Source organism: Halorubrum rubrum (assembly GCF_024494685.1).
In the GTDB taxonomy this organism is placed as follows: Archaea; Halobacteriota; Halobacteria; order Halobacteriales; family Haloferacaceae; genus Halorubrum; species Halorubrum rubrum.
The window spans coordinates 26,173-46,826 of the sequence record NZ_JANHDM010000016.1 but is presented as its reverse complement, the minus strand read 5'-3'; the positions used below and the strand labels follow the sequence as shown (position 1 = coordinate 46,826).

At 68.3% G+C, this 20,654-nt stretch carries 20 protein-coding genes; 12 read left to right on the top strand and 8 right to left on the bottom strand.

Translation table 11 applies throughout. The annotated features are described in order from the left end of the window. Nucleotides 1-83: 83 nt before the first annotated feature. Both NO889_RS15225 and NO889_RS15220 read right to left on the bottom strand, forming a co-directional pair. On the bottom strand, nt 84-716 hold the full coding sequence (locus tag NO889_RS15225; RefSeq protein ID WP_256413106.1) for an IS6 family transposase: 633 nt from the start codon (nt 714-716) through the stop codon (nt 84-86). Between the two features lie 254 nt (nt 717-970). Then, complete coding sequence (locus NO889_RS15220) at nt 971-1,795, bottom strand: IS5 family transposase (RefSeq protein ID WP_256413082.1); 825 nt, start codon at nt 1,793-1,795, stop codon at nt 971-973. Here NO889_RS15220 and NO889_RS15215 point away from each other — a divergent pair. The 5 genes from NO889_RS15215 (at nt 1,794) to moaC (ending at nt 6,107) form a co-directional block, all read left to right on the top strand. Further along, the gene (locus tag NO889_RS15215; RefSeq protein WP_256413081.1) at nt 1,794-2,189 is read left to right on the top strand and encodes a hypothetical protein; all 396 of its coding nucleotides are present in this window, start codon (nt 1,794-1,796) and stop codon (nt 2,187-2,189) included. The genes NO889_RS15220 and NO889_RS15215 overlap by 2 nt on opposite strands. 76 nt (nt 2,190-2,265) lie before the next feature. Then, complete coding sequence (locus NO889_RS15210) at nt 2,266-2,922, top strand: helix-turn-helix domain-containing protein (RefSeq protein ID WP_256413080.1); 657 nt, start codon at nt 2,266-2,268, stop codon at nt 2,920-2,922. A gap of 172 nt (nt 2,923-3,094) precedes the next feature. Then, nucleotides 3,095-3,988 (top strand): alpha/beta fold hydrolase, encoded by an 894-nt coding sequence (locus NO889_RS15205; protein ID WP_256413079.1) that lies wholly within the window; start codon nt 3,095-3,097, stop codon nt 3,986-3,988. A 72-nt stretch (nt 3,989-4,060) separates the two neighbouring features. After that, the gene (locus NO889_RS15200; RefSeq protein ID WP_256413078.1) at nt 4,061-5,575 is read left to right on the top strand and encodes an NAD(P)H-hydrate dehydratase; all 1,515 of its coding nucleotides are present in this window, start codon (nt 4,061-4,063) and stop codon (nt 5,573-5,575) included. Beyond that, nucleotides 5,568-6,107, top strand: a complete 540-nt coding sequence (gene moaC, locus NO889_RS15195) for a cyclic pyranopterin monophosphate synthase MoaC (RefSeq protein ID WP_256413077.1) — start codon at nt 5,568-5,570, stop codon at nt 6,105-6,107. Before NO889_RS15200 ends, moaC begins: the two co-directional genes overlap by 8 nt. Before the next feature lie 7 nt (nt 6,108-6,114). Here the strand turns inward: moaC and NO889_RS15190 are convergent, their stop codons facing one another. The 3 genes from NO889_RS15190 to NO889_RS15180 all read right to left on the bottom strand — a co-directional run bounded on the left by NO889_RS15190 (nt 6,115) and on the right by NO889_RS15180 (nt 11,680). Then, complete coding sequence (locus NO889_RS15190; RefSeq protein ID WP_256413076.1) at nt 6,115-7,827, bottom strand: formate--tetrahydrofolate ligase; 1,713 nt, start codon at nt 7,825-7,827, stop codon at nt 6,115-6,117. 87 nt (nt 7,828-7,914) lie between these two features. Next, complete coding sequence (gene fdhF, locus NO889_RS15185; RefSeq protein WP_256413075.1) at nt 7,915-10,065, bottom strand: formate dehydrogenase subunit alpha; 2,151 nt, start codon at nt 10,063-10,065, stop codon at nt 7,915-7,917. A 634-nt stretch (nt 10,066-10,699) separates the two neighbouring features. Further along, the gene (locus tag NO889_RS15180; protein WP_256413074.1) at nt 10,700-11,680 is read right to left on the bottom strand and encodes a formyltetrahydrofolate deformylase; all 981 of its coding nucleotides are present in this window, start codon (nt 11,678-11,680) and stop codon (nt 10,700-10,702) included. 180 nt (nt 11,681-11,860) lie between these two features. Between NO889_RS15180 and purS the strand changes: the two genes are divergently transcribed. The 3 genes from purS (at nt 11,861) to NO889_RS15165 (ending at nt 13,249) form a co-directional block, all read left to right on the top strand. Continuing rightward, nucleotides 11,861-12,112 (top strand): phosphoribosylformylglycinamidine synthase subunit PurS, encoded by a 252-nt coding sequence (gene purS, locus NO889_RS15175; protein ID WP_066416421.1) that lies wholly within the window; start codon nt 11,861-11,863, stop codon nt 12,110-12,112. Then, on the top strand, nt 12,109-12,786 hold the full coding sequence (gene purQ / locus NO889_RS15170) for a phosphoribosylformylglycinamidine synthase I (RefSeq protein ID WP_256413073.1): 678 nt from the start codon (nt 12,109-12,111) through the stop codon (nt 12,784-12,786). The genes purS and purQ overlap by 4 nt, the downstream gene beginning before the upstream one ends. A 70-nt stretch (nt 12,787-12,856) precedes the next feature. Beyond that, nucleotides 12,857-13,249, top strand: coding sequence for a VOC family protein (locus NO889_RS15165; protein WP_256413072.1), 393 nt, complete (start codon nt 12,857-12,859; stop codon nt 13,247-13,249). Between the two features lie 31 nt (nt 13,250-13,280). Here NO889_RS15165 and NO889_RS15160 read toward each other — a convergent pair whose 3' ends face one another. Next, nucleotides 13,281-13,559 (bottom strand): acylphosphatase, encoded by a 279-nt coding sequence (locus NO889_RS15160; RefSeq protein WP_256413071.1) that lies wholly within the window; start codon nt 13,557-13,559, stop codon nt 13,281-13,283. An 84-nt stretch (nt 13,560-13,643) separates the two neighbouring features. On the opposite strand from NO889_RS15160, the gene NO889_RS15155 reads away from it, so the two are divergent. Beyond that, the gene (locus NO889_RS15155; RefSeq protein ID WP_256413070.1) at nt 13,644-13,994 is read left to right on the top strand and encodes a DUF4870 domain-containing protein; all 351 of its coding nucleotides are present in this window, start codon (nt 13,644-13,646) and stop codon (nt 13,992-13,994) included. 266 nt (nt 13,995-14,260) lie between these two features. Here NO889_RS15155 and NO889_RS15150 read toward each other — a convergent pair whose 3' ends face one another. Then, nucleotides 14,261-15,778, bottom strand: a complete 1,518-nt coding sequence (locus tag NO889_RS15150; protein WP_256413069.1) for an aldehyde dehydrogenase family protein — start codon at nt 15,776-15,778, stop codon at nt 14,261-14,263. 86 nt (nt 15,779-15,864) lie between these two features. Between NO889_RS15150 and NO889_RS15145 the strand changes: the two genes are divergently transcribed. From NO889_RS15145 to NO889_RS15135, 3 genes are all read left to right on the top strand, one after another. After that, nucleotides 15,865-16,602, top strand: a complete 738-nt coding sequence (locus NO889_RS15145; RefSeq protein ID WP_256413068.1) for a helix-turn-helix domain-containing protein — start codon at nt 15,865-15,867, stop codon at nt 16,600-16,602. Nucleotides 16,603-16,696: 94 nt separating this feature from the next. Next, entirely contained in the window at nt 16,697-18,205 is a 1,509-nt protein-coding gene (locus NO889_RS15140; RefSeq protein WP_256413067.1) for a phosphohexomutase domain-containing protein, read from the top strand. Between the two features lie 104 nt (nt 18,206-18,309). Then, nucleotides 18,310-19,401, top strand: a complete 1,092-nt coding sequence (locus NO889_RS15135) for a BMP family lipoprotein (RefSeq protein WP_256413066.1) — start codon at nt 18,310-18,312, stop codon at nt 19,399-19,401. 49 nt (nt 19,402-19,450) lie between these two features. On the opposite strand, the gene NO889_RS15130 is transcribed toward NO889_RS15135, so the two are convergent. Further along, nucleotides 19,451-20,617, bottom strand: coding sequence for an MFS transporter (locus NO889_RS15130; RefSeq protein ID WP_256413065.1), 1,167 nt, complete (start codon nt 20,615-20,617; stop codon nt 19,451-19,453). Between the last annotated feature and the right edge of the window lie 37 nt (nt 20,618-20,654).

Below are 20,654 nucleotides of genomic sequence, written 5' to 3'. Positions count from 1 at the left end.
ACGGGATTCTCGATTTTAATTCGGGTTCGACCGAGCCAGGTCCCGAAAGTGAGAGCGTCGATCAAAACGGGCGTCGTGTTAACTTAAGCATGATTCCACCAGACGGTGTGGGCTTGTAACCACGTTTCCGCGGTCGGTGGATCGACGTGGCTGAAACGGTTTGAAAACGAAGAGGTTCGCCGTTGTACTTCTCTAAAAACGTGTTCGACAGAATTTCTGAAGCCGTGTCGTTCGACGCGGTAGCTGTAGTTTTCGCGGCAGAGTCCACCGATCAGATCGTCTGCGTCATCGACGAGAAACAGTGCGTCTTCGACGTCGTGTTTCTCAGCTAGTTCAGTGAGAAATTCTCGTGCGATCGGGATCGTATACGTCGAAAACAGCCGCGAATGAAGGATTCTGTTCGTCTGTGGATCGACAGCAGCGTACAGCCAGTACTGCTCGTCGTTGATCCGGATCGCTTTCTGATCGACCGCAACGCGATCCGGACTCTCACCGTCAGCTGGCTGTAGATCGGCTTTCTGTACCCAGTTGTGAACGGCAACACGACTTCGTTGGACACCCAATTCCCCAAGATGAATAACTGTATTCGAAAGTGATAATTCAGCGAGGTGGTGACGAATACCTTTTCCAATGATCTCGTGGAGTGTCCGCTCTCGCTCCACAAACTCCAAGTCGATCCACTCGGTAGGCCCGGTGAGGCGGACGGTTTTCGGCAGAGGCACTGAATCCTCGTCCCGCCTCGTTCTTAGCTTAACACGGCACCGTCGCGACCACGTGAGGCTATTACGACTTCATCGATCCCATGAGTCTCTATGTACCGTGGGATCTCGTGAATCGGCCGGCCGTAGGCGAGATCCGTCGTAACCGTTCCACCATATTCGACGCCTCCTTCCGCGATTTCGTCCGGCAAGCGCTGCCCTTTTTGGAAGACCTGTTTTATCTGCTGTGTTGAATAGATGCTGAGTCACGGTCACAGCGGTTCACATAGCGATTCTATGTTTGTGATGGCGAACATCAAGACGATCTCACGGAACTGCCGGTACCAGCCGAGCGCTCGCACGGCATCGCCGAGCGAGCGCTTCGTAGCCGAATACGATGTTTCGGCCATCCACCGCTGAGAGTAGCCCTTTGCCCGGTTGAGTGCGTTGTTCGCGGCTGCGTTCGCTGACGAACCGCGGTAATGAACGAGGTAATCGATGTCATGTGCGGCGATCTCGTACTCGGTGTGCCAGTCTTGGAAGCCGTTGTCGGCGGCGACGGACTGCAGGTCGTCCGCGTTTCGGCGGACGACCTGCGGTCCCGTCTTCGTATCGTGCTTCCACCGAGCTGCGATGTGAACGTCAAGAACAGCCAGCGATTCCACATCAGTCAATTTCGTCACTTTCAGCGTCTGTATCGTCCGTCCTGCCCGCTGCCGAAAGTACGAGGACGCGCGTCGCCGATCGAAGAACGTGCTGTCGAGCGCAGCGTGGCCAGACTGTGGGTGCTGCTGCGCGGAAACGCGCAGCAGCGCCCGCCATACCCACATTTTCAGCCGATCGAACGATTTGTAGATCGTGCTGTAGTCTGGGAGATCGTCTTGATCTAAGCCGAGGACGTTACGAATCTCAGCCATGTACTTCAGCCGATTCGGCGTTTCACGATAGCTGTGGCCGTCTTCGAGCCGAAAACAGTGTAGCACAACGTGTTTCCAGCGGGCAAACCCGCCGCTGGCGGGTTCGCCCGCGTGCTTTCCCAACGCTTGTTTGACTAGGCGACGACACTGCTCAACGAAGTCGAGGAGATCGACTTCCATGGACAGAATCGATTTCCTCGGCTTCGTCCTTCTACCCCGTGATAGTAGTCGATTAGGCCGCTATTCAACACAGCAGAAGAACCCGCTTCGTAACGTCGTCGTAGCCGATCACGACCGCGTGATCGCGGTACGTCCGGAGTTCGATGTCGCGCTTGTCAGGACTCTCGAACCGCACGAAGTAGGGCTCGACGCGCAACCAGATCTGGGAGTTATAGTTGATGACGTACGTGGAAAGCCCCATCGTGACGATAGCCATCAGGCTGAGAAATCCGAGGATGTCCGGACTGACGAATCCCCGCGAGACGGCAATCGCTCCGACGACGTGCTGGTCGTCGTCGGGTCGGAAGACGCGTATGGAGCCTTGGAAGAACTGATTACCGCCGGAGGGCCGTAGGCACGCTGCCTCACCACCCGTGGGATATAAAAGGGCCGTCCATGAGAGTTTAGTCCGACACGCGTTACGTCGTCGTATGCGGTATCTCACGATGTCGATCGAGCCGAGCGGGGGCGGTGCGTTCCATCCGCTCGGAGGGAAGCTGACGGACGATCCCGCCATCGAACGGCGGGCCATTCACTACGTCGAGCTTCTCGCCGACGAGACCGTGCTGTTGTTCGCGGAGGCGAGCGGCAGTCAGGAGCGGTACAGGCGGATCATGGAGGAGTCGCCCCACGTCATCAGTTACCTCATCGCCGGCACGGACCGCTGGATGGCGGTGAGCCAGTTCGAGCCGACCGAGCCGGTTCGTCGAGCGCTCGAACTCCAACGGGACTCGTTTCTCGTAGTCGACACGCCGATCCGGTTCACCTCCGAGGACCGGCTGAAGGTGACGTATCTGGGGACCCACGAGACGTTCAAAAGCCTGTACGCGCGCGTCGAGGAGGCGGAGTACGTCTCGGTCGAGATCCTCGAAACCGGAGAGTACGAGGCCGACGGCTCGTCGTTCACCAGACTGATCACGTCGCGCCAGGAGGAGGTGCTCGAGACGGCGGTCGATCTCGGCTACTACAGCGAACCCCGGCGGGCGTCGCTGGAAGACGTCAGCGAGGTCGTCGGGATCACTCCGGGAACGGTCGGCGAGCACCTCCGCAAGGTCGAGGAGCGCGTGTTCGGTGAGATGGTTCGGTGAGTCGGCCGCCGTCCGCGACGTGGGGTACCGTCGTGCGGCCGGTTCACGAATATAAAAGCCACCCCACGGATGTGGCAGTCGTCGTATGCGGCTCCGTCGTCTACGATCGCCCGTCCGGGAGACCGGTTCACGTTCGTGACACGAACGCGGTCGTCACCGGAGGTACCCACCGATGTCATCCACCGAGACGCCCATCGACACCGACGCATCGCTGCTGACCGACCCCGACGTCGAGTCCGCCTACCGCGACGTGAACGGCGTCAGGGTACACGTCGTGACCGCCGGCGACCCCGACGCCCCGCTGGTCGTCCTGTTACACGGTCACCCCGACTTCTGGTACGGGTGGCGCGATCAGATCGGCCCGCTCGTCGAGGCGGGGTTTCGCGTGCTCGTCCCGGACCAGCGGGGGTGTAATCTGAGCGAGGCACCCGAGGGGATCGACGCCTATCGGCTCTCCGAGCTCACGGTCGACGTCCGTGGACTGATCCGTAGCGAGGGTCGAGAGTCGGCTCACGTCGTCGGGCACGACTTCGGCGGGTTCGTCGCCTGGAACGTGGCGCTCCGTCGCCCCTCCGTCGTCGATCGGCTCGGGATACTCAACGTCCCTCACCCGACGGTGTATCGAGAGACCTTGCGATCCAGCCTCCGACAGATCCTCCGGAGCTGGTACGTGTGGTTCTATCAGCTGCCGGCGCTCCCCGAGTGGGCGTTGGGGCGGAACGACATGGCCAACATGGTCGAGTCGCTCGAGGTGACATCGAACCCCGGCACGTTCGACGAGGAGACGATCGAACGCTACCGCGCCGCCTGGCGGCATACGGGCGTCGAGCCCAGAGTCAACTGGTACCGGGGATTCCGTCGGTCCGAGCCTCCGTCGGCGGACGTCGTCGCCCCGCCGACGCTGATCTGCTGGGGAGAAGACGACATCGCGCTCCTCCCCTCGATGGCCGAGGAAAGCCTCGGGTACTGTGATGACGCCCGTCTCCGAACGTTCCCCGACGCCTCACACTGGGTCCACCACGAGCGCGAAGCGGTGACGGACGCGCTCGTCCGCCATCTCTCGTAGCCGCCGACCCGGATCGGCGTCCGGCGGGGCGACGGCCACCACGGTTATACCTCTCACCCGCGGATCGCCGATATGATCTCGAGCGAACGGATGGCGGCCGTCGACGCGAACGCGGCCGCCCTCGGCGTCCCGCGGAAACAGCTGATGGAGTCGTCCGGCAACGCGGTCGCCCGCGAGGTCCGAGCCGCGAGCGCCCCCGGCGACGCGGTCGCGCTCGTGTGCGGCCGCGGAAACAACGGCGGGGACGCGTTCGTCGCGGCCCGCTTCCTCGCCGACCGCGACGTGACGGTCCACCTGCTCGGGCGACCGGAGTCGATCGGGACCGCGATCGCCCGCGAGAACTGGGAGGCGCTCCGCGCGGCCGAGATCCCGACCGAAACCGTCGTCGACTCCGCCGACCTCGATCTCGGGTCGCCGGACGTCGTCGTGGACGCGATGCTCGGTACCGGAGTCTCCGGCACGCTCCGCGAACCGGCCCGGACCGCGGCAGAGACGATCAACGCGCTGGGGGACGGGAACGGCAGCGACGAGAGCGACGGAGATCGCGGAGACGGCGCGACCGTGATCGCCGTCGACGTGCCCTCGGGCGTCGACGCCGACACGGGGGATCCGACCGGCGGGGACGGGGCGGTCGCCGTCGAGGCGGACCGCGTCGTGACCTTCCACGACGCGAAGCCGGGACTCGACCGGCTCGACGCGGGCGTGATCGTCGCGGACATCGGGATCCCGGCGGCCGCGGAGCGGTACACCGGGCCGGGCGACCTCCTCGCGTTCGGGCGCGACCCGGACTCGCACAAGGGGGAGAACGGGGAGGTGCTCGTCGTCGGCGGCGGGCCGTACACCGGCGCGCCGGCGCTGTCGGCGCGGGCCGCGCTCAGGGCCGGCGCCGACCTCGTCAGGGTGGCCTGTCCGGCGAGCGTCGCCGACGAGATCCAGGGCTACTCCGCGGACCTCATCGTCCGCGGGCTTCCCGGCGACGCGCTCTCGCCCGACCACCTCCCGCGGATCGCCGACCTCGCCGCCGGGCAGGACGTCGTCGTGATCGGGCCGGGGACGGGGGACGACGCGCAGACGCTCGAGCTGGTTCGCCGGTTCCTCGCCGACTTCTCCGGCCGGGCGGTCGTCGACGCCGACGCGCTCCAGGTCGTGCCCGAGGTCGACACGGACGCCGAGCTGACCTGTACGCCACACCAGGGGGAACTCCGCGGGATGGGCGGCGAGACCGCCGCGGACCCGACCGAGCGGGCGGACCTCGTCCGGGCGTTCGCCGCCGAGATCGGCCACACGCTCCTCGTGAAGGGTCGGTACGACGTGATCGCGAGCGACGACGGGGAGAGGGTCCGACAGAACCGCACCGGCAATCCGGGGATGACGGTCGGCGGGACCGGCGACGTGCTCGCGGGGACGGTCGGCGCGCTCGCGGCGCAAAAAGCCCCGACCATGGGTCGAACGGACCCGTTCCAGGCGGCGGCCGCGGCCGCGTACGTGAACGGGCTCGCGGGCGACGCGGCCGCGGAGGCGAACGGACACGGCCTCGTGGCGACGGACTTAATCGACCGGCTCCCGGACGCGCTGTACGATGAGTGAGGAGACGGGCCCGGACGACCCGGTCGATCCGACCCCGGAGCTGGAGTCGACCCCGGACGACGAGTTGACCCACACGACCGCCGACGGCGACGTCCAGATGGTCGACGTGGGCGACAAGCCCGACACGGCCCGGCGCGCGGTCGCCCGCGGGGAGATCCGGCTCGCGCCCGCCACGATAGAGGCGGTCCGCGCCGACGGGATCGCCAAGGGTGACGTGCTCGCGACCGCGCGGATCGGCGCGATCCAGGCCGTCAAACACACCTGGGAGACGATCCCGATGTGTCACCAGATCCCGATCACGAACGTCGACACCGAGTTCGCGGTCGACGACGATCGGATCGAGGCGACCGTCGCCGTGGAGACGACCGGTAAGACGGGCTGCGAGATGGAGGCGCTCGAGGGCGTCACGACCGGGCTCAACGTCGTCTGGGATATGGTGAAGGCTGCGGAGAAGGACGCCGACGGCGGGTACCCGGACACGCGGATCGCGGAGGTGGAGGTCGTCTCGAAGGAGAAACGCGAGATCGGCTAACCGGCCGTCAGAACAGCCCGGTGATGTCGCCGTCGGCGTCGACGTCGATCTTCTCGGCGGCCGGCTCGGCGGGCAGTCCCGGCATCGTCATCACGTCGGCGGTCTTGGCCACGAGGAACCCGGCTCCCGCCGAGGGCGTCACCTCCCTGACGGTGAGCGTCCACCCCTCGGGGACGCCCGTCAGCGAGGGGTCGTCGGCGAAGGAGTACGGCGTCTTGGAGAGACACACCGGGAGGTCGCCGTACCCCCACTCCTCGAGGCGGTCGACGTCGTCGTCCGCGCCGTCGACGTACTCCACCCCGTCCGCGCCGTACACCTCGCGGGCGACCGTCTCGATCTTCTCCCGGACCGGCTCGTCGACGTCGTACAGCGGCGCGAACTCGCCGGTTCCGGCCAGTTCCCGGACTCGTTCGGCGAGGTCGACCGCCCCGTCGCCGCCGTCGCGGTACGCCGTCGACCGGGCGACCGCGATCCCCTCCGCCGCGAGCGCCTCCTCGAGCGCCGCGAGCTCCGCCTCCGCGTCGTCGGGAAAGACGTTGATCCCGACGACCGCCGGGATCCCGAACGACTCGACGATCTCGACGTGGCGTCGGACGTTGTCGACGCCGGCGCGCACCGCGTCCGGATCCGGCTCCGCGAGCGCGTCGAAGTCGGTCGGCCACATCTCCAAGCCGTGGCGTTTGGCCCCGCGGACCGTCGCGACGACGACCGCGACGTCCGGGACGATCCCCTCGCGGGCGACGATGTGCGCGAACTTCTCCGCGCCGAGGTCGGCGCCGAAACCGGCCTCCGTGACGAGGAACTCCGAGAGGGACGCACCGACGCGGTCGGCCACGAGCGTGTTGGTGCCGTGCGCGATGTTCGCGAACGGGCCGCCGTGGACGAGCGCCGGGACGCCCTCGACGGTCTGGACGAGGTTCGGGCGGAACGCGTCGCGGAGCAGTGCCGCGACCGCCCCCGTGACACCCAGATCCGACGGGGTCACGGGCTCGCCGTCGGCGTCCGCCGCGAGGACGATCCGACCGATCCGCGCTTTGAGGTCCTCGAGGTCGCTCGCGAGCCCCAGCACGGCCGTCAGCTCCGAGGCCGCGGTGATGACGAACTCGTCCTCGCGCGGGACGCCGCGCGTGGGGCCGCCGAGGCCGACCACCGTCTCGCGGAGCGCGCGGTCGTTGACGTCGAGCGCCCGCGGCCAGTCGATCCGCCGCACGTCGATATCGAGGTCGTTCCCCTGGTGGAGGTGGTTGTCGAGCGCCGCCGCGATCAGGTCGTGGGCGGCCGTCAGCGCGTGGATGTCGCCGGTGAAGTGGAGGTTGATCTCCTCCATCGGCAACACCTGCGAGTAGCCGCCGCCGGCCGCGCCGCCCTTGATCCCGAAGACCGGCCCCAGCGAGGGCTCGCGGACCGCGACCGTCGTCGACTCGCCGAGCGCCGCGAGCGCCTGCCCGAGGCCGACGGTGGTCACCGTCTTCCCCTCGCCCTTCGGCGTCGGCGTCATTCCCGTCACGAGGACGGTCGTTCCGTCGATCCCGTCCGCGGTCGCCGACCGAACCGCGTCCAGGGTGAGCTTCCCGACGCCCGTCCCGCGCGGTTCGATGTCGTCGGGCGTCAGGCCGAGGTCGGCGGCGACCGCCTCGATGGGCCGCGTGTCGGTCGCGCGCGCGACGGCGAGGTCGGATTCGGGCGGTCCGTCGTCGGTGTCGGCGTCGGTGGTGGCCATACTGGGCCTTCTCGGGGACGGGTCAAGAGCGTTGGAGGTCGTTCCGATCGCGTGAGAGCGCGGTCTCGGAGAAAAGTCGGGAGGGACTCAATCGTCGGCGGGCTCGGGGTCGTCGCCGGTCGGCTCGCCACCGTCGGAGACGGTCACCGCGATGTCCGCGGCGGCGGCCTTGTACTCGGGGATCTTCGCGCGGTCGTCTAACACGTCGTTCGTGAGCCGGTTCGCGGAGGCGGCCGCGAAGTGCGGCGTCGTCCAGACGACGCCCTCCTTGATGTCCTCGGTCACCTGCGCTTTCACCTCGATCTCGCCGCGCCGCGAGCGGAGCGTCACCGTGTCGCCGTCCTCGATGTCGTAGCGTTCGGCGTCCTTCGGGTGGACGTCGACGAAGTTCTCCGGGTGCTGTCGCGAGAGCGTGGGCGAGCGCCGGCTCATCGTCCCCGTGTTGTAGTGCTCCTCGAGCCGGGCGGTCGTGAGGATGAGCGGGTACTCCTCGTCGGGCACCTCGGCCGGCGGCTGGTGGCGGACCCCCTCGATCTGCCCGAGGCCGCTCTCGGTGTCGAAGGAGTCCTCGTAGAGGAACTGGTCGCCCTCGTCGCCCTCCTCGTAGCAGGGCCAGTGGAGCCCCTCCTCGCCGAGGCCGTCGTAGGTCATCCCGTGATAGATCGGACACACCTCCCGCAGCTCCTCGAAGACGGCCTCCACGTCGTCGAAGCGGAACTCCTCCTCGCTGAAGAGGCGGCTGCCGACCTCCATCAGGACGTCGAGGTCGTGTTTCGTGTTCTCGTGGACCTTCTCGACGCCGCGCATCCGCTGGACGCGCCGGTCGGTGTTGGTGACCGTGCCGCCGCGTTCGGCCCACGTCGTCGCCGGGAGGACCACGTCGGCGAACTGCGCGGTCTCGGTCATGAAGATGTCCTGTGCCACCATGAACTCGAGCGATTTCAGCCGCTCCTCGACCACGTTGCCGTCGGGCTCGCTCATCACGGGGTTCTCGCCCATCACGTAGAGTCCGTGGACCGACTTCCCTGCCTCGTGGGAGATCTCGACGTTGGTGAGGCCGGGCTCGTCGGGTACCTCGAACCCCCACACCGCCTCGACCGACTCGCGGGCCTCGTCGTCGTCGACGAGCTGGTAGCCGGGCAACACGTTCGGCATCGCGCCCACGTCGCTCGTCCCCTGGACGTTGTTCTGGCCGCGAAGCGGGTTGACGCCGGTGCCGGGCTTGCCGAGGTTGCCCGTGATCAGCGCGAGGTTGATCTCGTTTTGAACGTTGTCGACGCCGCAGGTGTGCTGGCTCATCCCCATCCCGGTGAAGATGGCGGCGTTGTTCGCCATCGCGTACTTCTCGGCGGCGAGTTCGATGTCCTCGAGCGGGACGCCCGCCTCCTCGGCTGCGGCCTCCTTGTCGAAGTCGGCGAGCGTCTCCTTCAGGTGATCGAAGCCCTCGGTCCGCTCCTCGATGAAGTCCTCGTCGATCCATCCCGCGTCGGACTCCGCCTCGTGTCGCTCGAGGATCGTCTTGAGCACGACGTTGAGCAGGGGGATGTCGGCACCCGGATTCAACTGGAGGTGCATGTGTCGGTCGGTCTCCTCGATGTCGAACGACCGCGTGGTCTTGTTGGCGTGGGGGTCGACCTGGATGACGGTCGCCCCCTCCAGGACCGCCTGCCGGAAGTACTGGCTGTTGGCGATCGGGTGCTGCTCGCCGGGGTTCGCGCCCTGGATCCAGAACACGTCGGCGGCCTCCTCCAGGTCCTCCATGCTGTTCGTCATCGCGCCCGCGCCGAGGCTGGTCCGGAGCGCCCAGACGGTCGAGGCGTGACACATCCGGGTACAGTTGTCGACGTTGTTGGTGCCGTACCGGCGCGCGAGCTTCTGGAGGAGGTAGTTCTCCTCGTTCATCGTCTTCGAGGAGCCGTAAAAGCCCATGCCGTCGGGGCCGTGCTCCTCGCGGATCCGCTCCATCTCCGAGACGATCCGGTCGTACGCCTCCTCCCAGGTCGCCTCGCGGAACTCGCCGTCCTCCTTGATCAGCGGCTCCGTGAGCCGGTCCTCGTGGTCGATGACCTGCGTCGCCGCGCCCCCCTTGATACAGATACGGCCCTCGTTGACCGGAGCGTCGCCCCACGGCCTGAAGTTCACGTCGCCGAGGTCTTCGCCTTGCTGGATCTGGATCCCACAGCCCACGCCGCAGTACGGGCAGATCGTCTTGACCGCGTCGTCACCGTTACTGGACATGCCGATCACCCGCTCGATGCGTGTTCATATATCACGATCTATGCCGCGAGTTCTATGAGTGTGTCGGTGGCACTCATGGTCCAAGAGCGCATCCGAATCCGCTTCGGTCAATATAGGCGAAGGAGTAATCGATTGCGGTGGCGCGCCTCCGAGCGGCCGGAGGCCGCGAGGAGCCCGCGAGGGACGCCGCGAGCGCTGAAAGCGCGAGCGGCGAGGCTGGGGAGGCGTGAGGTGCGGGTGCGTTCCCGCGAGTGGAACGAGCGGGAGCATGGAAGTCGCAGCCCGCGCAGCGAACGAAGTGAGCGCAGGACCGTCTTCCGGTGGTGCGGTCGGGTGGGACTCAACGGGGCAGTCGCGATTCCCGCGAGCGTGAGCGAGCGGGAAGTCGAGAGACGAGGCCTCTCGGAAGGGCGACGGCGGCCGACACAAGGACCGCAACGAAGGAGCGCGAGCGACTGAGCGAGGCCCCCAAGTCCTCGCGACTGGGGCTTTGGAGACGTTCAGCGCCAACAGCAACGACGAATCTCGATTCACGGAGTTCGTACCACTAGCACTCGATATAGAACGGCCGATTCGGACGTATTCTATCCGATAAATAGGGTCCCAACGGAGCCGTCGCGGTCGGTCCAGGGGCTCAATCGGATCCGGGCGTCGGCGCGTCGGGCCGCGTCAGCGGCTCGCCGTCGACCGGCTTGTCCGGATTCGCCTCGCTCGCGGCCGCGGGGAGCCCGAGATCGGGATCCGCGTCCGCACCCTCGCGCACGTGGACGGTGCCGCGGTGGACCGCGATCGCGTCCGCCAGATGGAGCCGGACCGCCTCCAGTAACACCTCGGCCTCGAGGGGTTGTCCACGCCGTTTGATCTCCTCGACGGTCGCGCCGTCGGGCACGTCGAAGGCCCGCTGGGCGATGACCGGCCCCTGGTCGAGGTCCGTCGTCACGTAGTGGGACGTCACCCCCGCGATCCGGACGCCGGCGTCCTTCGCCTGCCGGTACGCCTCCGCGCCGGGGAAGGCGGGGAGGAGCGATGGGTGGACGTTGACGATCCGACCCTCGTAGCGGAAGACCACCTCCGGCGAGAGGATGCGCATGTAGCGCGCCAGCGCGATCAGGTCCGCGTCGTACTCGGCCAAGAGATCGAGCAGCCGCCCCTCGTCGGTGTTGCCGCTCCCGTCGCCGACGTCGTAGAAGGGCTTGTCGTAGCGCTCGGCGAGCGAGCGCAGGTCGCCCCGGTTGCCGATCACGACCGGGATCTCGGCCTCGCCGTCCGCCGCGAGTTCGTCGTTCGCCTCCGCCTCCAACATCGCCTCGGGGACGTGCGTCTCCTTCGTGACGAGCAGCGCGACCCGCCGGGCGTCCCGGTCGCTCGGGAACCGCACCTGGATGTCGACGTCGAGGTCGCGGCCGAGCTCGGCGAGCGCACGCCGGAGCTCGCCGCGGGAGGTGGTCATCTCCGCGGTGTCGACCCGCGTCGTCATCCGGAAGACGCCGTCGCGGACCGCCTGGTCGAGCCCCTCGATGTTGATTCCCCGCTCGAACAGCAGGGACGTGACCCGCGCGATGAGTCCCGTCTCGTCTCCTCCGACGACCGTGATCTCGGTCAGTTCGCGGGTCATGCGCCGATCACCTCCGCCGGTTCGAACGGTGGCATACACCCTCACCAGACCCCGGAGGGGTTTGCCCCTTTCGTTCCGTTCCGACCGCTATCCCCGACGATCGACCGAAATAGATCCACACTCGTGTATAGACGAGGCGTTCCAAAACGGTTTTTACACACGACCCCGCACCGTCGAACGATGACCGAATTCACCGCGACCGTGACGGTCCGGCTGAAACGGGGGGTGCTCGACCCGGAGGCCGAGACGACGAAGCGGGCGCTCGAACGCCTCGGATTCGAGCTCTCCGCGCTCCGTTCCGCGGACCGGTTCGAGCTCGATCTCGAGGCCGAGGACGCCGCATCGGCGGAGGCGCGAGCCGACGAGATGGCCGAGCGGCTGCTCGCGAACCCCACGATCCACGACTACGACGTCGCGGTCGCGGAGCGATGACGGTCTCCGTCGTCCAGTTCGGCGGGTCCAACTGCGACCGCGACGCGGTCCGCGCGCTCCGGCACCTGGGGATCGACGCCGAGCGCGTCTGGCACGAGGACGGCCTCCCCGCGGACCCCGACGGGATCGTCCTCCCCGGCGGCTTCTCCTACGGCGACTACCTCCGGGCGGGCGCGATGGCCGCCCGCGCGCCGGTCATGGCGGAGGTCCGCGAGGCGGCCGAGGCCGGCGTCCCCGTCCTCGGCGTCTGTAACGGCGCGCAGATCGGCTCGGAGTCCGGGCTCACGCCCGGCGCGTTCACGACCAACGCCTCCGCGCGCTTCCAGTGTGAACCCGTGCGTCTCCGCGTCGAGCGCGCCGACACCCCCTGGACCGTCGCCTACGACGAGGGCGACGTGATCGAAGTCCCCATCGCCCACGGCGAGGGCCGCTTCGAGATCGAGGCGGACGCCCACGACGAGCTCGTCGACGACGACCGCGTGCTCTTCCGGTACTGCGATACTGACGGAAACGTCACCGACGAGGCGAACCCGAACGGCTCGACCGACAACGTCGCCGGCGTCCTCGGCGAGCGCGAGACGGTCGCGGTGTTGATGCCCCACCCCGAGCGCGCGACGCTGCCCGACGTGGCGACGAGCACCGACGGCGCGGGCGTGCTCCGCGCGTTCGCGTGAGCCGCGGTCGATCCCGGACGCTGGGGTCGACGCCCCACGGTTTTTGCGAGTCCGGGTCGAACTCGTCCCCGTGAAGGCACGCCACATCGACCACGTCAACCTCCGGATACCCGAGGACGGCGTCGAGGCGGCTCGGGAGTTCTACGGCGACCGGCTCGGCTTCGGCATCGAGGACGCGCTCTTCGAGGCGGACGAGAAGCCCTTCCTCGACGTGCGGCTCTCGGCGACCGGGGTGATACACCTCTGGCCGACCGCGGAGTTCGAGCCGCCGGCGGCGACGAACTACGACCACGTCTGCGTCGTCGTCGAGGAGTCGCTCGCGGCGATCGAAGCGGAACTCGACACGGCCGGGATCGAGATCGAGCGGACGCTGGGGTCGCCGCTCGGCGCGACCGGGGAGGCCGCGGCCGCCTACGTTCGCGACCCGTTCGGCTACCGGATCGAACTCAAAGAGCGCGTGTGAGGACCGGACCGGTCAGCGGCGGCACGCTCGGTCAGCGCCGGATCTCGAACCCGTCGAGCCCCTCCGGCTCCTCGTAGGTCGCGTCGACGTCGTCGACGTCGGCCGCCGGGCTTCCCGTCTGACACCACTCGACCATCCCCTCGACGGCGGCTGCCGGTCCCTCGAAGACGGCCTCGACGCGCCCGTCGTCGAGGTTCCGAACCCAGCCGTCGACGTCGCGCTCGCGGGCGGCGTCTCGGGTCGTCGCCCGGTAGAAGACGCCCTGGACGTTCCCGGTGACGTACACGTGTGCTCGCGTTCGCGAGGACATCTCGGTGCCGGGTTCGGCCCCGCGGCGGGTAAAAACGACGGTATCGACGCAATACTTATGAGTCTCGTATATGATCGACGACATATGTCGGTCGAAACTGACGACGACGAGCCGAAGACGGTCGAGGGCGACACGACGCTGGCGGCGCTAGCGCACGCGTCGGCGCTCGTCGCCTCGGTCCTCGGACCGATCCTGTTCTTAGTGCTCGCGGACGACGACGACGAGTTGGTGCGGGAGAACGCGAAGAACTCGCTGAACTTCCAGATCGTGATGTTCGTCGCATTCGTGGTCTCCGGGATCCTGACGGTCGTGCTCATCGGTCTCCTGTTGATCCCGATCTTCGCGATCATCGATCTGGTGTTGGTGCTCATCGCGACGGTCAGAGCCAACAACGGCGAGGTGTACGAGTACCCGTACACGCCGAACATCGTCTAGGATCGCAGTCGGGATCGCCGAGGATCGACGCGCGGAACGCCGGAACGAGTCCGCGGCGAGCTTCTGGGAGCGAGAACCGAAAACGAGTTCCGGCGTTCCGTTGAAACGTTTTCAGATGTGTTCTCGTCTGAAACGACCGGTCGCTGAAGAGTGTTTCTCGACCGGAACCGAGACGACAAACACCGGATTCAGAGGGCCGGAACGGGGCCGGTTTCCAGGGGTTCCGACGCCGTCCACGCTCTCCGGCGACTCCGCGTTTCGGCCGCTCAGTCGTCGGTCTTGATGTCCGCCGAGAGGCCCTGTGCCATCTCGATCTCCTTGGAGTTGTTCAGCGTCCAGGCGGTGCGGTCGGTGACGGCCTCGATGGCCTCGCGGGCGGAGGGATAGCCGTTGCCGGACTTCTTCACGCCGCCGAAGGGGAGCTGGACCTCCGCGCCGATACACGGCAGGTTCCCGTACGCCAAGCCGATCTCGGCGCGGTCGCGGTAGTAGTTGATCTGGCGGTAGTCCTCGGAGATGATCGCGCCGGCGAGCCCGTAGTCGGTGTCGTTCTGGATCTCGACGGCCTCCTCGATGTCGCCGTCGTACTCCATGAGCGCGACGTGGGGCCCGAAGACCTCCTCGTGGGTACACGTCAGGTCGGCGTGGGCGTCGGCCTCGTAGACGAACGGACCGACCCAGTAGCCGTCCTCGTGGCCGTCCGGGATCTCCTCGTCGTCGAGCTCGGTCCGGTCGACGAGCACGTTCACCCCCTCCTCGCGGGCCTGCTCGTTGTTCCGGGTGACCTTCTCGCGGTGTTCCTCCTCGATGAGGGGCCCCATGAACGTGTTCTCGTCGAGCGGGTCGCCGACGGAGACGCTCTCCGCGATCTCGACGAAGCGCTCCTTGAACTCGTCGTACACGTCCGAGTGGACGATCAGGCGTTCGGAGGAGACGCAGCGCTGGCCGGTGGTCTTAAAGGAAGACATGACCGCCGAGTGGACCGCGATGTCGAGGTCCGCCTCCTCGGTGATCACGATGGCGTTCTTGCCGCCCATCTCGCAGGCCGCGCGCTTGCCGGCGACGCCGCCGAGCTTGTCCTGGATCAGGTGGCCGACCTCGGCCGAGCCCGTGAAGATAACGGTGTCGACGTCGTCGTTCTCGACGATCGCGTTGCCGGCGTCGCCGTACCCCTGGACCATGTTGAAGACGCCGTCGGGGATGCCCGCGTCCTCGAACATCTCCGCGATGATCTGCGCACACCACGGGGTCTGCTCGGCGGGCTTGAACACGACCGTGTTCCCCTCGACCAGCGCGATGGCCATGTGCCAGTACGGGATGGCGACCGGGAAGTTCCACGGCGTGATGCAGCCGGTGACGCCGCGGGGCTTCCGTCGCATGTAGGCGTCCTTCGCGGGGATCTCCGAGGGAACGATGTCGCCTTTCGGGTGCCGCGCGTCGCCGGCGGCCCACTCGACCATGTGGGCGGCCTCGACCACGTCGGCTTTCCCCTCGCTTATCTCCTTGCCGCACTCCTTGGTGACGACCTCGCCGAGCTCGTCGGTCCGGTCGCGGAGCTCGTGGTAGACGTCCCAGAGGTACTCCGCCCGGTCGATCCGGGAGAGCTCGCGCCACTCCTCGAACGCCTCGTCGGCGGCCGCGACCGCTCGGTCGACGTCGCCCGGCGTTCCCTTCCGGAACTCCCCGAGCGTCTCGCCGGTCGCGGGGTTCTCGCTCTCGAACGTCTCCGTTCCCTCGCCGTCGACCCACTCGCCGTCGATGTAGTGCTTGTAGGCGTCTGCCATGAACGGTGCTTGCGTCCCCGGACGCCAAATTCCCCACCCTACCATGGTCGGGAGGTTCTTTACCGCGGGGTGCTCTAGGAGGGACCATGTCTGCGCTCGAGGCGAACGACACCGACGGGTGGTCGGGCACCCGACTGACGCTCGATCTGTGGCACCCGAACTGCTGGGCGATCGAGGCGACGGGCCGAACCGACGGCGGCGTGCTGGCTCACGCCATCTACAACTCGCCGAAGGCGGACGGCGAGACGCCGAACACGGTGAAGGGGCTCTTCACCGCGTTCGCGGACACCAACGAGGAGGCGGAGGCGCTGCTCGACGCGATCCGCGCCTCCGACCGCGCGGGGGACCTCCACGAACTCCAGGAGCGCTTCGGGCGCGCTCGGGACGCCCCTGGCAACGTCGTTCGCGAGTTCTTCCTGGAGTACGACCCGACCGACATGATGTGTCCGACCTTACTCGAGAACGGGTTCGTCCACAGCGCCCCGGTCCGGATCGAGGACGGACGCGAGGAGTGGCAGGTGTGTTTCGTCGGCGAACACTCGGGGATCCGGGAGTCGCTCGATGCGGTCCGCGAGGCGACCGGGGCCGAGGTGAACATCGAGTCGATGTCGTCGACGGGGGCCGGCCAGAAGACCGCCCGCGAGCACCGTCTCGACACGCTCACGACGACGCAGCGGGAGGTGTACGAACACGCCCGCGAGCAGGGGTACTACGAGTGGCCCCGCGGGACGTCCACGCGCGAGCTCGCCGACGACCTGGAGGTCTCGAAGACGACGATGCTCGAACACCTCCGGAAGGCCGAATCGAAGCTCCTCGACCCGTAGCACCTCCACCGACCCGCTCCGCCGATCCGGGCCGCGAGCCGATCCGACGCTTCGGACCGACGGGTACTAACGACCGGCGGGCGATCGGGGCGACATGGAACTGTTCGGAACCGCGGGGGTTCGCGGCCGCGTCGAAGAGCGGGTGACGCCGGAGCTCGCGCTCGCGGTCGGTCGCGCGGTGGCGGCGGAGGCGCGGGAACTGGAGGCCGCAACGGACGACGAGGGGGTCCCGGAGGTCGTCCTCGCCCGCGACGGACGGGTGAGCGGCCCGGCGATCGCGGCCGCGGCGGAGGCCGGGCTCGCCTCCGGCGGCGCGAGGGTCTCGCGGGCGGGGCGGCTCCCGACGCCGGCGCTGGCACACGCCTCTCGGGGGCGCTACGGCGTCATGCTCACCGCCTCGCACAACCCGCCGTCGGACAACGGGATCAAGCTCTTCCGCGACGGCGTCGAGTTCGACCGCGACCTGGAGCGAGCGATCGAGGCGCGCGTCGCGGCCGAGGAGCCGCCGGCGACGTGGGACGCGTGGACGGAACCCGACCGGATCGACACCCTCCACGACTACCTCCGCGACGTCCGCGAGTACGCCGCGACGTTCGAGGGCGGCGACGCCGGGACCGACGACCCCCTGGACGGCCTCCGGATCGCGGTCGACTGCGGAAACGGGATGGCCGCCCCCGCGACGCCGACGGTCCTCCGCGAACTCGGCGCGACGGCGGTCACGCTCAACGGGAACGTCGACGGTCACTTCCCCGGCCGCGGAAGCAAACCCACGCCGGAGACGCTGCGCGACCTCCGGGCGTTCGTGGCCGACGCGAACGCGGGCGTCGACGAGCCGGGTCGCGCCGGCGAGGGGTTCGCCTTCGGGATCGGTCACGACGGCGACGCCGACCGGATCGTCGTCGTCGACGCCGACGGCGAGGTCGTCCACGAGGACACGGTGCTCGCGATCCTCGCCGAGCGGTACGTCCGGGCGAGCGACGTCGCCGACCCGGTCGTGGTGACGACGCCGAACGCCTCCGGCCGGATCGACGAGCGCGTCCGCGCGGCCGGCGGCCGCGTCGAGCGCGTCCGGCTCGGAGCGCTCCACGAGGGGATCGCGGCGGTGCGGGCGGAGGCGGAATCGGGGGCAGACGGCGACGTCGAGGACGGCAGTGACGCCGCGGGTCCCGACTCGGCCGGCGAGAGCGAGGTCGTCTTCGCCGCGGAGCCGTGGAAGCACGTCCACACGGCCTTCGGCGGCTGGATCGACGGCGTCTGCTCGGCGGCGGTGATCGCCGAACTCGTCGCGGCCGAGGGGCTCGGGTCGCTCCGGGAGCCGGTCACGGAGCGCCCGTACCGGAAGGTCAGCGTCGACTGTCCGGACGGGAGAAAAGGGCGAGTCATGGAGCGGCTGACGGAGCGGCTCCCGGCAGCCTTCGAGAACGCGAGCGTCGACACCGACCACGGGGTCCGCCTGGAGTTCCCCGACGCGTCGTGGACGCTGGTTCGTCCCTCCGGGACCGAGCCGTACGTCAGGGTGTACGCCGAGAGCGACGACGTCGACGAGCTGGTCGAGGCGGTTCGGGAGGTCGTCGAGGCGGCGGTCACCGAGGCCGGGAACTGATCCGGCGTCGGACGGGACGGCGGCCGCAGCGCGGTGAGCGGAGAGTTCCCGCAGAGAGCGAGAGCGACGCGTTTATGCCGCGTTCGCACGGGTTCATAGACGATATGGCATCCGACCTCGAACGACGGCGGTTCCTGAAGGCGGCGAGCGCGGCGGGGCTCGTCGGTCTCGCGGGCTGTAGCGGCGGGCCGGGCGGCGACGACGGCGACTCCGACGGCGGAGAGGACGTTCCGGCGACCGTGGGCATCGTCTACTCCGACGGCGGGCTCGGGGACAACTCGTTCAACGACGCCGCCCAGCAGGGGCTCATCCAGGCCGAAGAGGAGTTCGGCATCGCGTACGACGAGTCCCAGCCGGAGGGGACCGGCGAGTTCGGCGACTTCCAGCAGCGGTACGCCAGCTCGACGGACCCGGACTACGACCTGGTGTCGTGTATCGGATTCAACCAGACCGACGCGCTCGCCGAGAACGCCCCGGAGTTCCCCGACCAGAACTTCATGCTCGTCGACTCCGTCGTCGAGGAGGACAACGTCGCGAGCTACGTCTTCCGCGAGCACGAGGGCTCGTTCCTGATGGGGGTGCTCGCCGCCCGGCTGACCGAGACCGAGTTCTCGGCCGGGGGCGGCTCGACCGACCCCGACTCGACGGAGCTCGGGTTCGTCGGCGGCGTCGACAGCCCGGTCATCCGCCGGTTCCAGGCCGGCTTCGAGGCCGGCGTGGCCCACGCGGCCGACGGCGTCGAGGTCACCACGAGTTACGTCGGCAGCTACGCCGACCCCTCGGGCGGCCAGGAGGCGGCGCTCTCGATGTACGAGAGCGGCGCGGACGTCGTCTACCACGCCTCCGGCGCGACCGGCGTCGGCGTGTTCCAGGCGGCCCAAGAGGAGGAGCGGTTCGCCCTCGGCGTCGACCTCGACCAGTCGATCACCGAGCCGGAGTTCTCCGACGTGATCCTGGCGTCGATGGTGAAACGCGTCGACACCGCCGTCTACGAGTCCGTCTCGAACGTGATCGACGGCGAGCACCGGGGCGGCGAGTCGATCGCGCTCGGGCTCGAGTCCAACGGCGTCGAGTGCGTTTACGGCGACGAGATCGGCGACGAGGTCCCCGACGAGATCGTGACCGCGGTCTCGGACGCCCGCGACGCGATCATCGCCGGCGACATCGACGTCCCCACCGAGACCGGCGACGCCTGATCCGGTCGCGGCGGCCGGCGATCGGTCGGTGACCGCCGGTGGGAACCGTTCACACGGCGTCGGCGACGACGAGGGACGCGAATCCGGCGCCCGCGAGCGAGAGGACGCCCAGAAACGACCAGGCGGCAGCGTACCCGCTCGTGTCGACGAGGTAGCCGAACGCGGGGGGAGCGAACAGCCCGCTCGCAGTCACCGCGAGCTGCCCGGCCGCGGAGGCCGCGCCGAGCTCCTCGTCGCCGACGAGCGTGGAGAGACAGGAGTAGTAGAGGCCGGTGGACCCGAGGACGAGGACGCCGATCCCGGCGAAGACGACGGCGGCGGCGGACGGGGTCTCGGTGACCGGGAGCACGAAGAAGAGGAGTCCGCCGCCGGCCGCCTGAACGGCGAGGATCCCGCCCGTTCGTGTCCGTTCCGAACCGGGAAGCACGTCCGCGAGCGTCCCCACGGCGACTTTCCCGACGCTGCTCGCGACCTGCGTGGACGCGAGGACCGCGCCGGCGAGCGCCACCGACGTGCCGACGGCGTTCCCGACGAAGAGGGTGAGGTAGCCGGTCGTCGTGTAGAACGCGGCCCCCAGACAGAGTCCCGAGAGCAGCAGGACGAGGTACGTCGGGTTCGACGACAGCGCGCGGAAGTCCGGCGACGTCGCCTCGACCGGACTCGCGCGGCGGTACGTCGAGAAGAAGGCAACGGCGACGGTGAATCCGATCGCCGCGGCGAGCAGAAAGCCGAACCGCGGAAAGCGGACGCCGGCGGTCCCGGTCACGAGGAGCGCGCCGACCGCGCTCCCGACGGTCGGGCCGACCTGTTTGATCCCGATCGCGCGGTGCTGTCTGCCCGGCTCGATCCGGTCGAAGATCGCCTTGTTCGTTCCCGGCGTCGCGCTCCCGTACATCGATCCGAGGAGGAACGCGGCGAGGAGGAACAGCGGATACGTCGGCGCGACGGCGACGCCGAGGGCACCGGCGGAGAGGCCGACGAGCCCGCCGGTCAGCGTGTATCGCTCGCCGAAGCGGTCGGTCGCGACCCCGAACGGCAGAAGCGAGACGGCGTAGCCGAGCGTCAGCGCGGCGATGGCGACGCCGACCTCCAGGCCCGTCAGGTCGAACGCGTTCCGAACGATCGGCGTCCCGGCGTACACCGCGTAGTAGCAGACGCTGGCGGCGACGTGCCAGACCGTCACGGCCGTCACGATCCGCCGGAACCGCGAGACCATACGGTCACCAGAGATGCGGGGGAGATAACGGTACGCG

What these genes read in the sequence shown, in the direction of transcription:
- NO889_RS15215 (WP_256413081.1), top strand. Translation starts at nt 1,794, where the DNA reads ATGGACAGAATCGATTTCCTCGGCTTCGTCCTTCTACCCCGTGATAGT.
- NO889_RS15220 (WP_256413082.1), bottom strand. Translation starts at nt 1,795, where the DNA reads ATGGAAGTCGATCTCCTCGACTTCGTTGAGCAGTGTCGTCGCCTAGTC.
- NO889_RS15210 (WP_256413080.1), top strand. Translation starts at nt 2,266, where the DNA reads ATGCGGTATCTCACGATGTCGATCGAGCCGAGCGGGGGCGGTGCGTTC.
- NO889_RS15205 (WP_256413079.1), top strand. Translation starts at nt 3,095, where the DNA reads ATGTCATCCACCGAGACGCCCATCGACACCGACGCATCGCTGCTGACC.
- NO889_RS15200 (WP_256413078.1), top strand. Translation starts at nt 4,061, where the DNA reads ATGATCTCGAGCGAACGGATGGCGGCCGTCGACGCGAACGCGGCCGCC.
- moaC (WP_256413077.1), top strand. Translation starts at nt 5,568, where the DNA reads ATGAGTGAGGAGACGGGCCCGGACGACCCGGTCGATCCGACCCCGGAG.
- NO889_RS15190 (WP_256413076.1), bottom strand. Translation starts at nt 7,827, where the DNA reads ATGGCCACCACCGACGCCGACACCGACGACGGACCGCCCGAATCCGAC.
- fdhF (WP_256413075.1), bottom strand. Translation starts at nt 10,065, where the DNA reads ATGTCCAGTAACGGTGACGACGCGGTCAAGACGATCTGCCCGTACTGC.
- NO889_RS15180 (WP_256413074.1), bottom strand. Translation starts at nt 11,680, where the DNA reads ATGACCCGCGAACTGACCGAGATCACGGTCGTCGGAGGAGACGAGACG.
- purS (WP_066416421.1), top strand. Translation starts at nt 11,861, where the DNA reads ATGACCGAATTCACCGCGACCGTGACGGTCCGGCTGAAACGGGGGGTG.
- purQ (WP_256413073.1), top strand. Translation starts at nt 12,109, where the DNA reads ATGACGGTCTCCGTCGTCCAGTTCGGCGGGTCCAACTGCGACCGCGAC.
- NO889_RS15160 (WP_256413071.1), bottom strand. Translation starts at nt 13,559, where the DNA reads ATGTCCTCGCGAACGCGAGCACACGTGTACGTCACCGGGAACGTCCAG.
- NO889_RS15155 (WP_256413070.1), top strand. Translation starts at nt 13,644, where the DNA reads ATGTCGGTCGAAACTGACGACGACGAGCCGAAGACGGTCGAGGGCGAC.
- NO889_RS15150 (WP_256413069.1), bottom strand. Translation starts at nt 15,778, where the DNA reads ATGGCAGACGCCTACAAGCACTACATCGACGGCGAGTGGGTCGACGGC.
- NO889_RS15145 (WP_256413068.1), top strand. Translation starts at nt 15,865, where the DNA reads ATGTCTGCGCTCGAGGCGAACGACACCGACGGGTGGTCGGGCACCCGA.
- NO889_RS15140 (WP_256413067.1), top strand. Translation starts at nt 16,697, where the DNA reads ATGGAACTGTTCGGAACCGCGGGGGTTCGCGGCCGCGTCGAAGAGCGG.
- NO889_RS15135 (WP_256413066.1), top strand. Translation starts at nt 18,310, where the DNA reads ATGGCATCCGACCTCGAACGACGGCGGTTCCTGAAGGCGGCGAGCGCG.
- NO889_RS15130 (WP_256413065.1), bottom strand. Translation starts at nt 20,617, where the DNA reads ATGGTCTCGCGGTTCCGGCGGATCGTGACGGCCGTGACGGTCTGGCAC.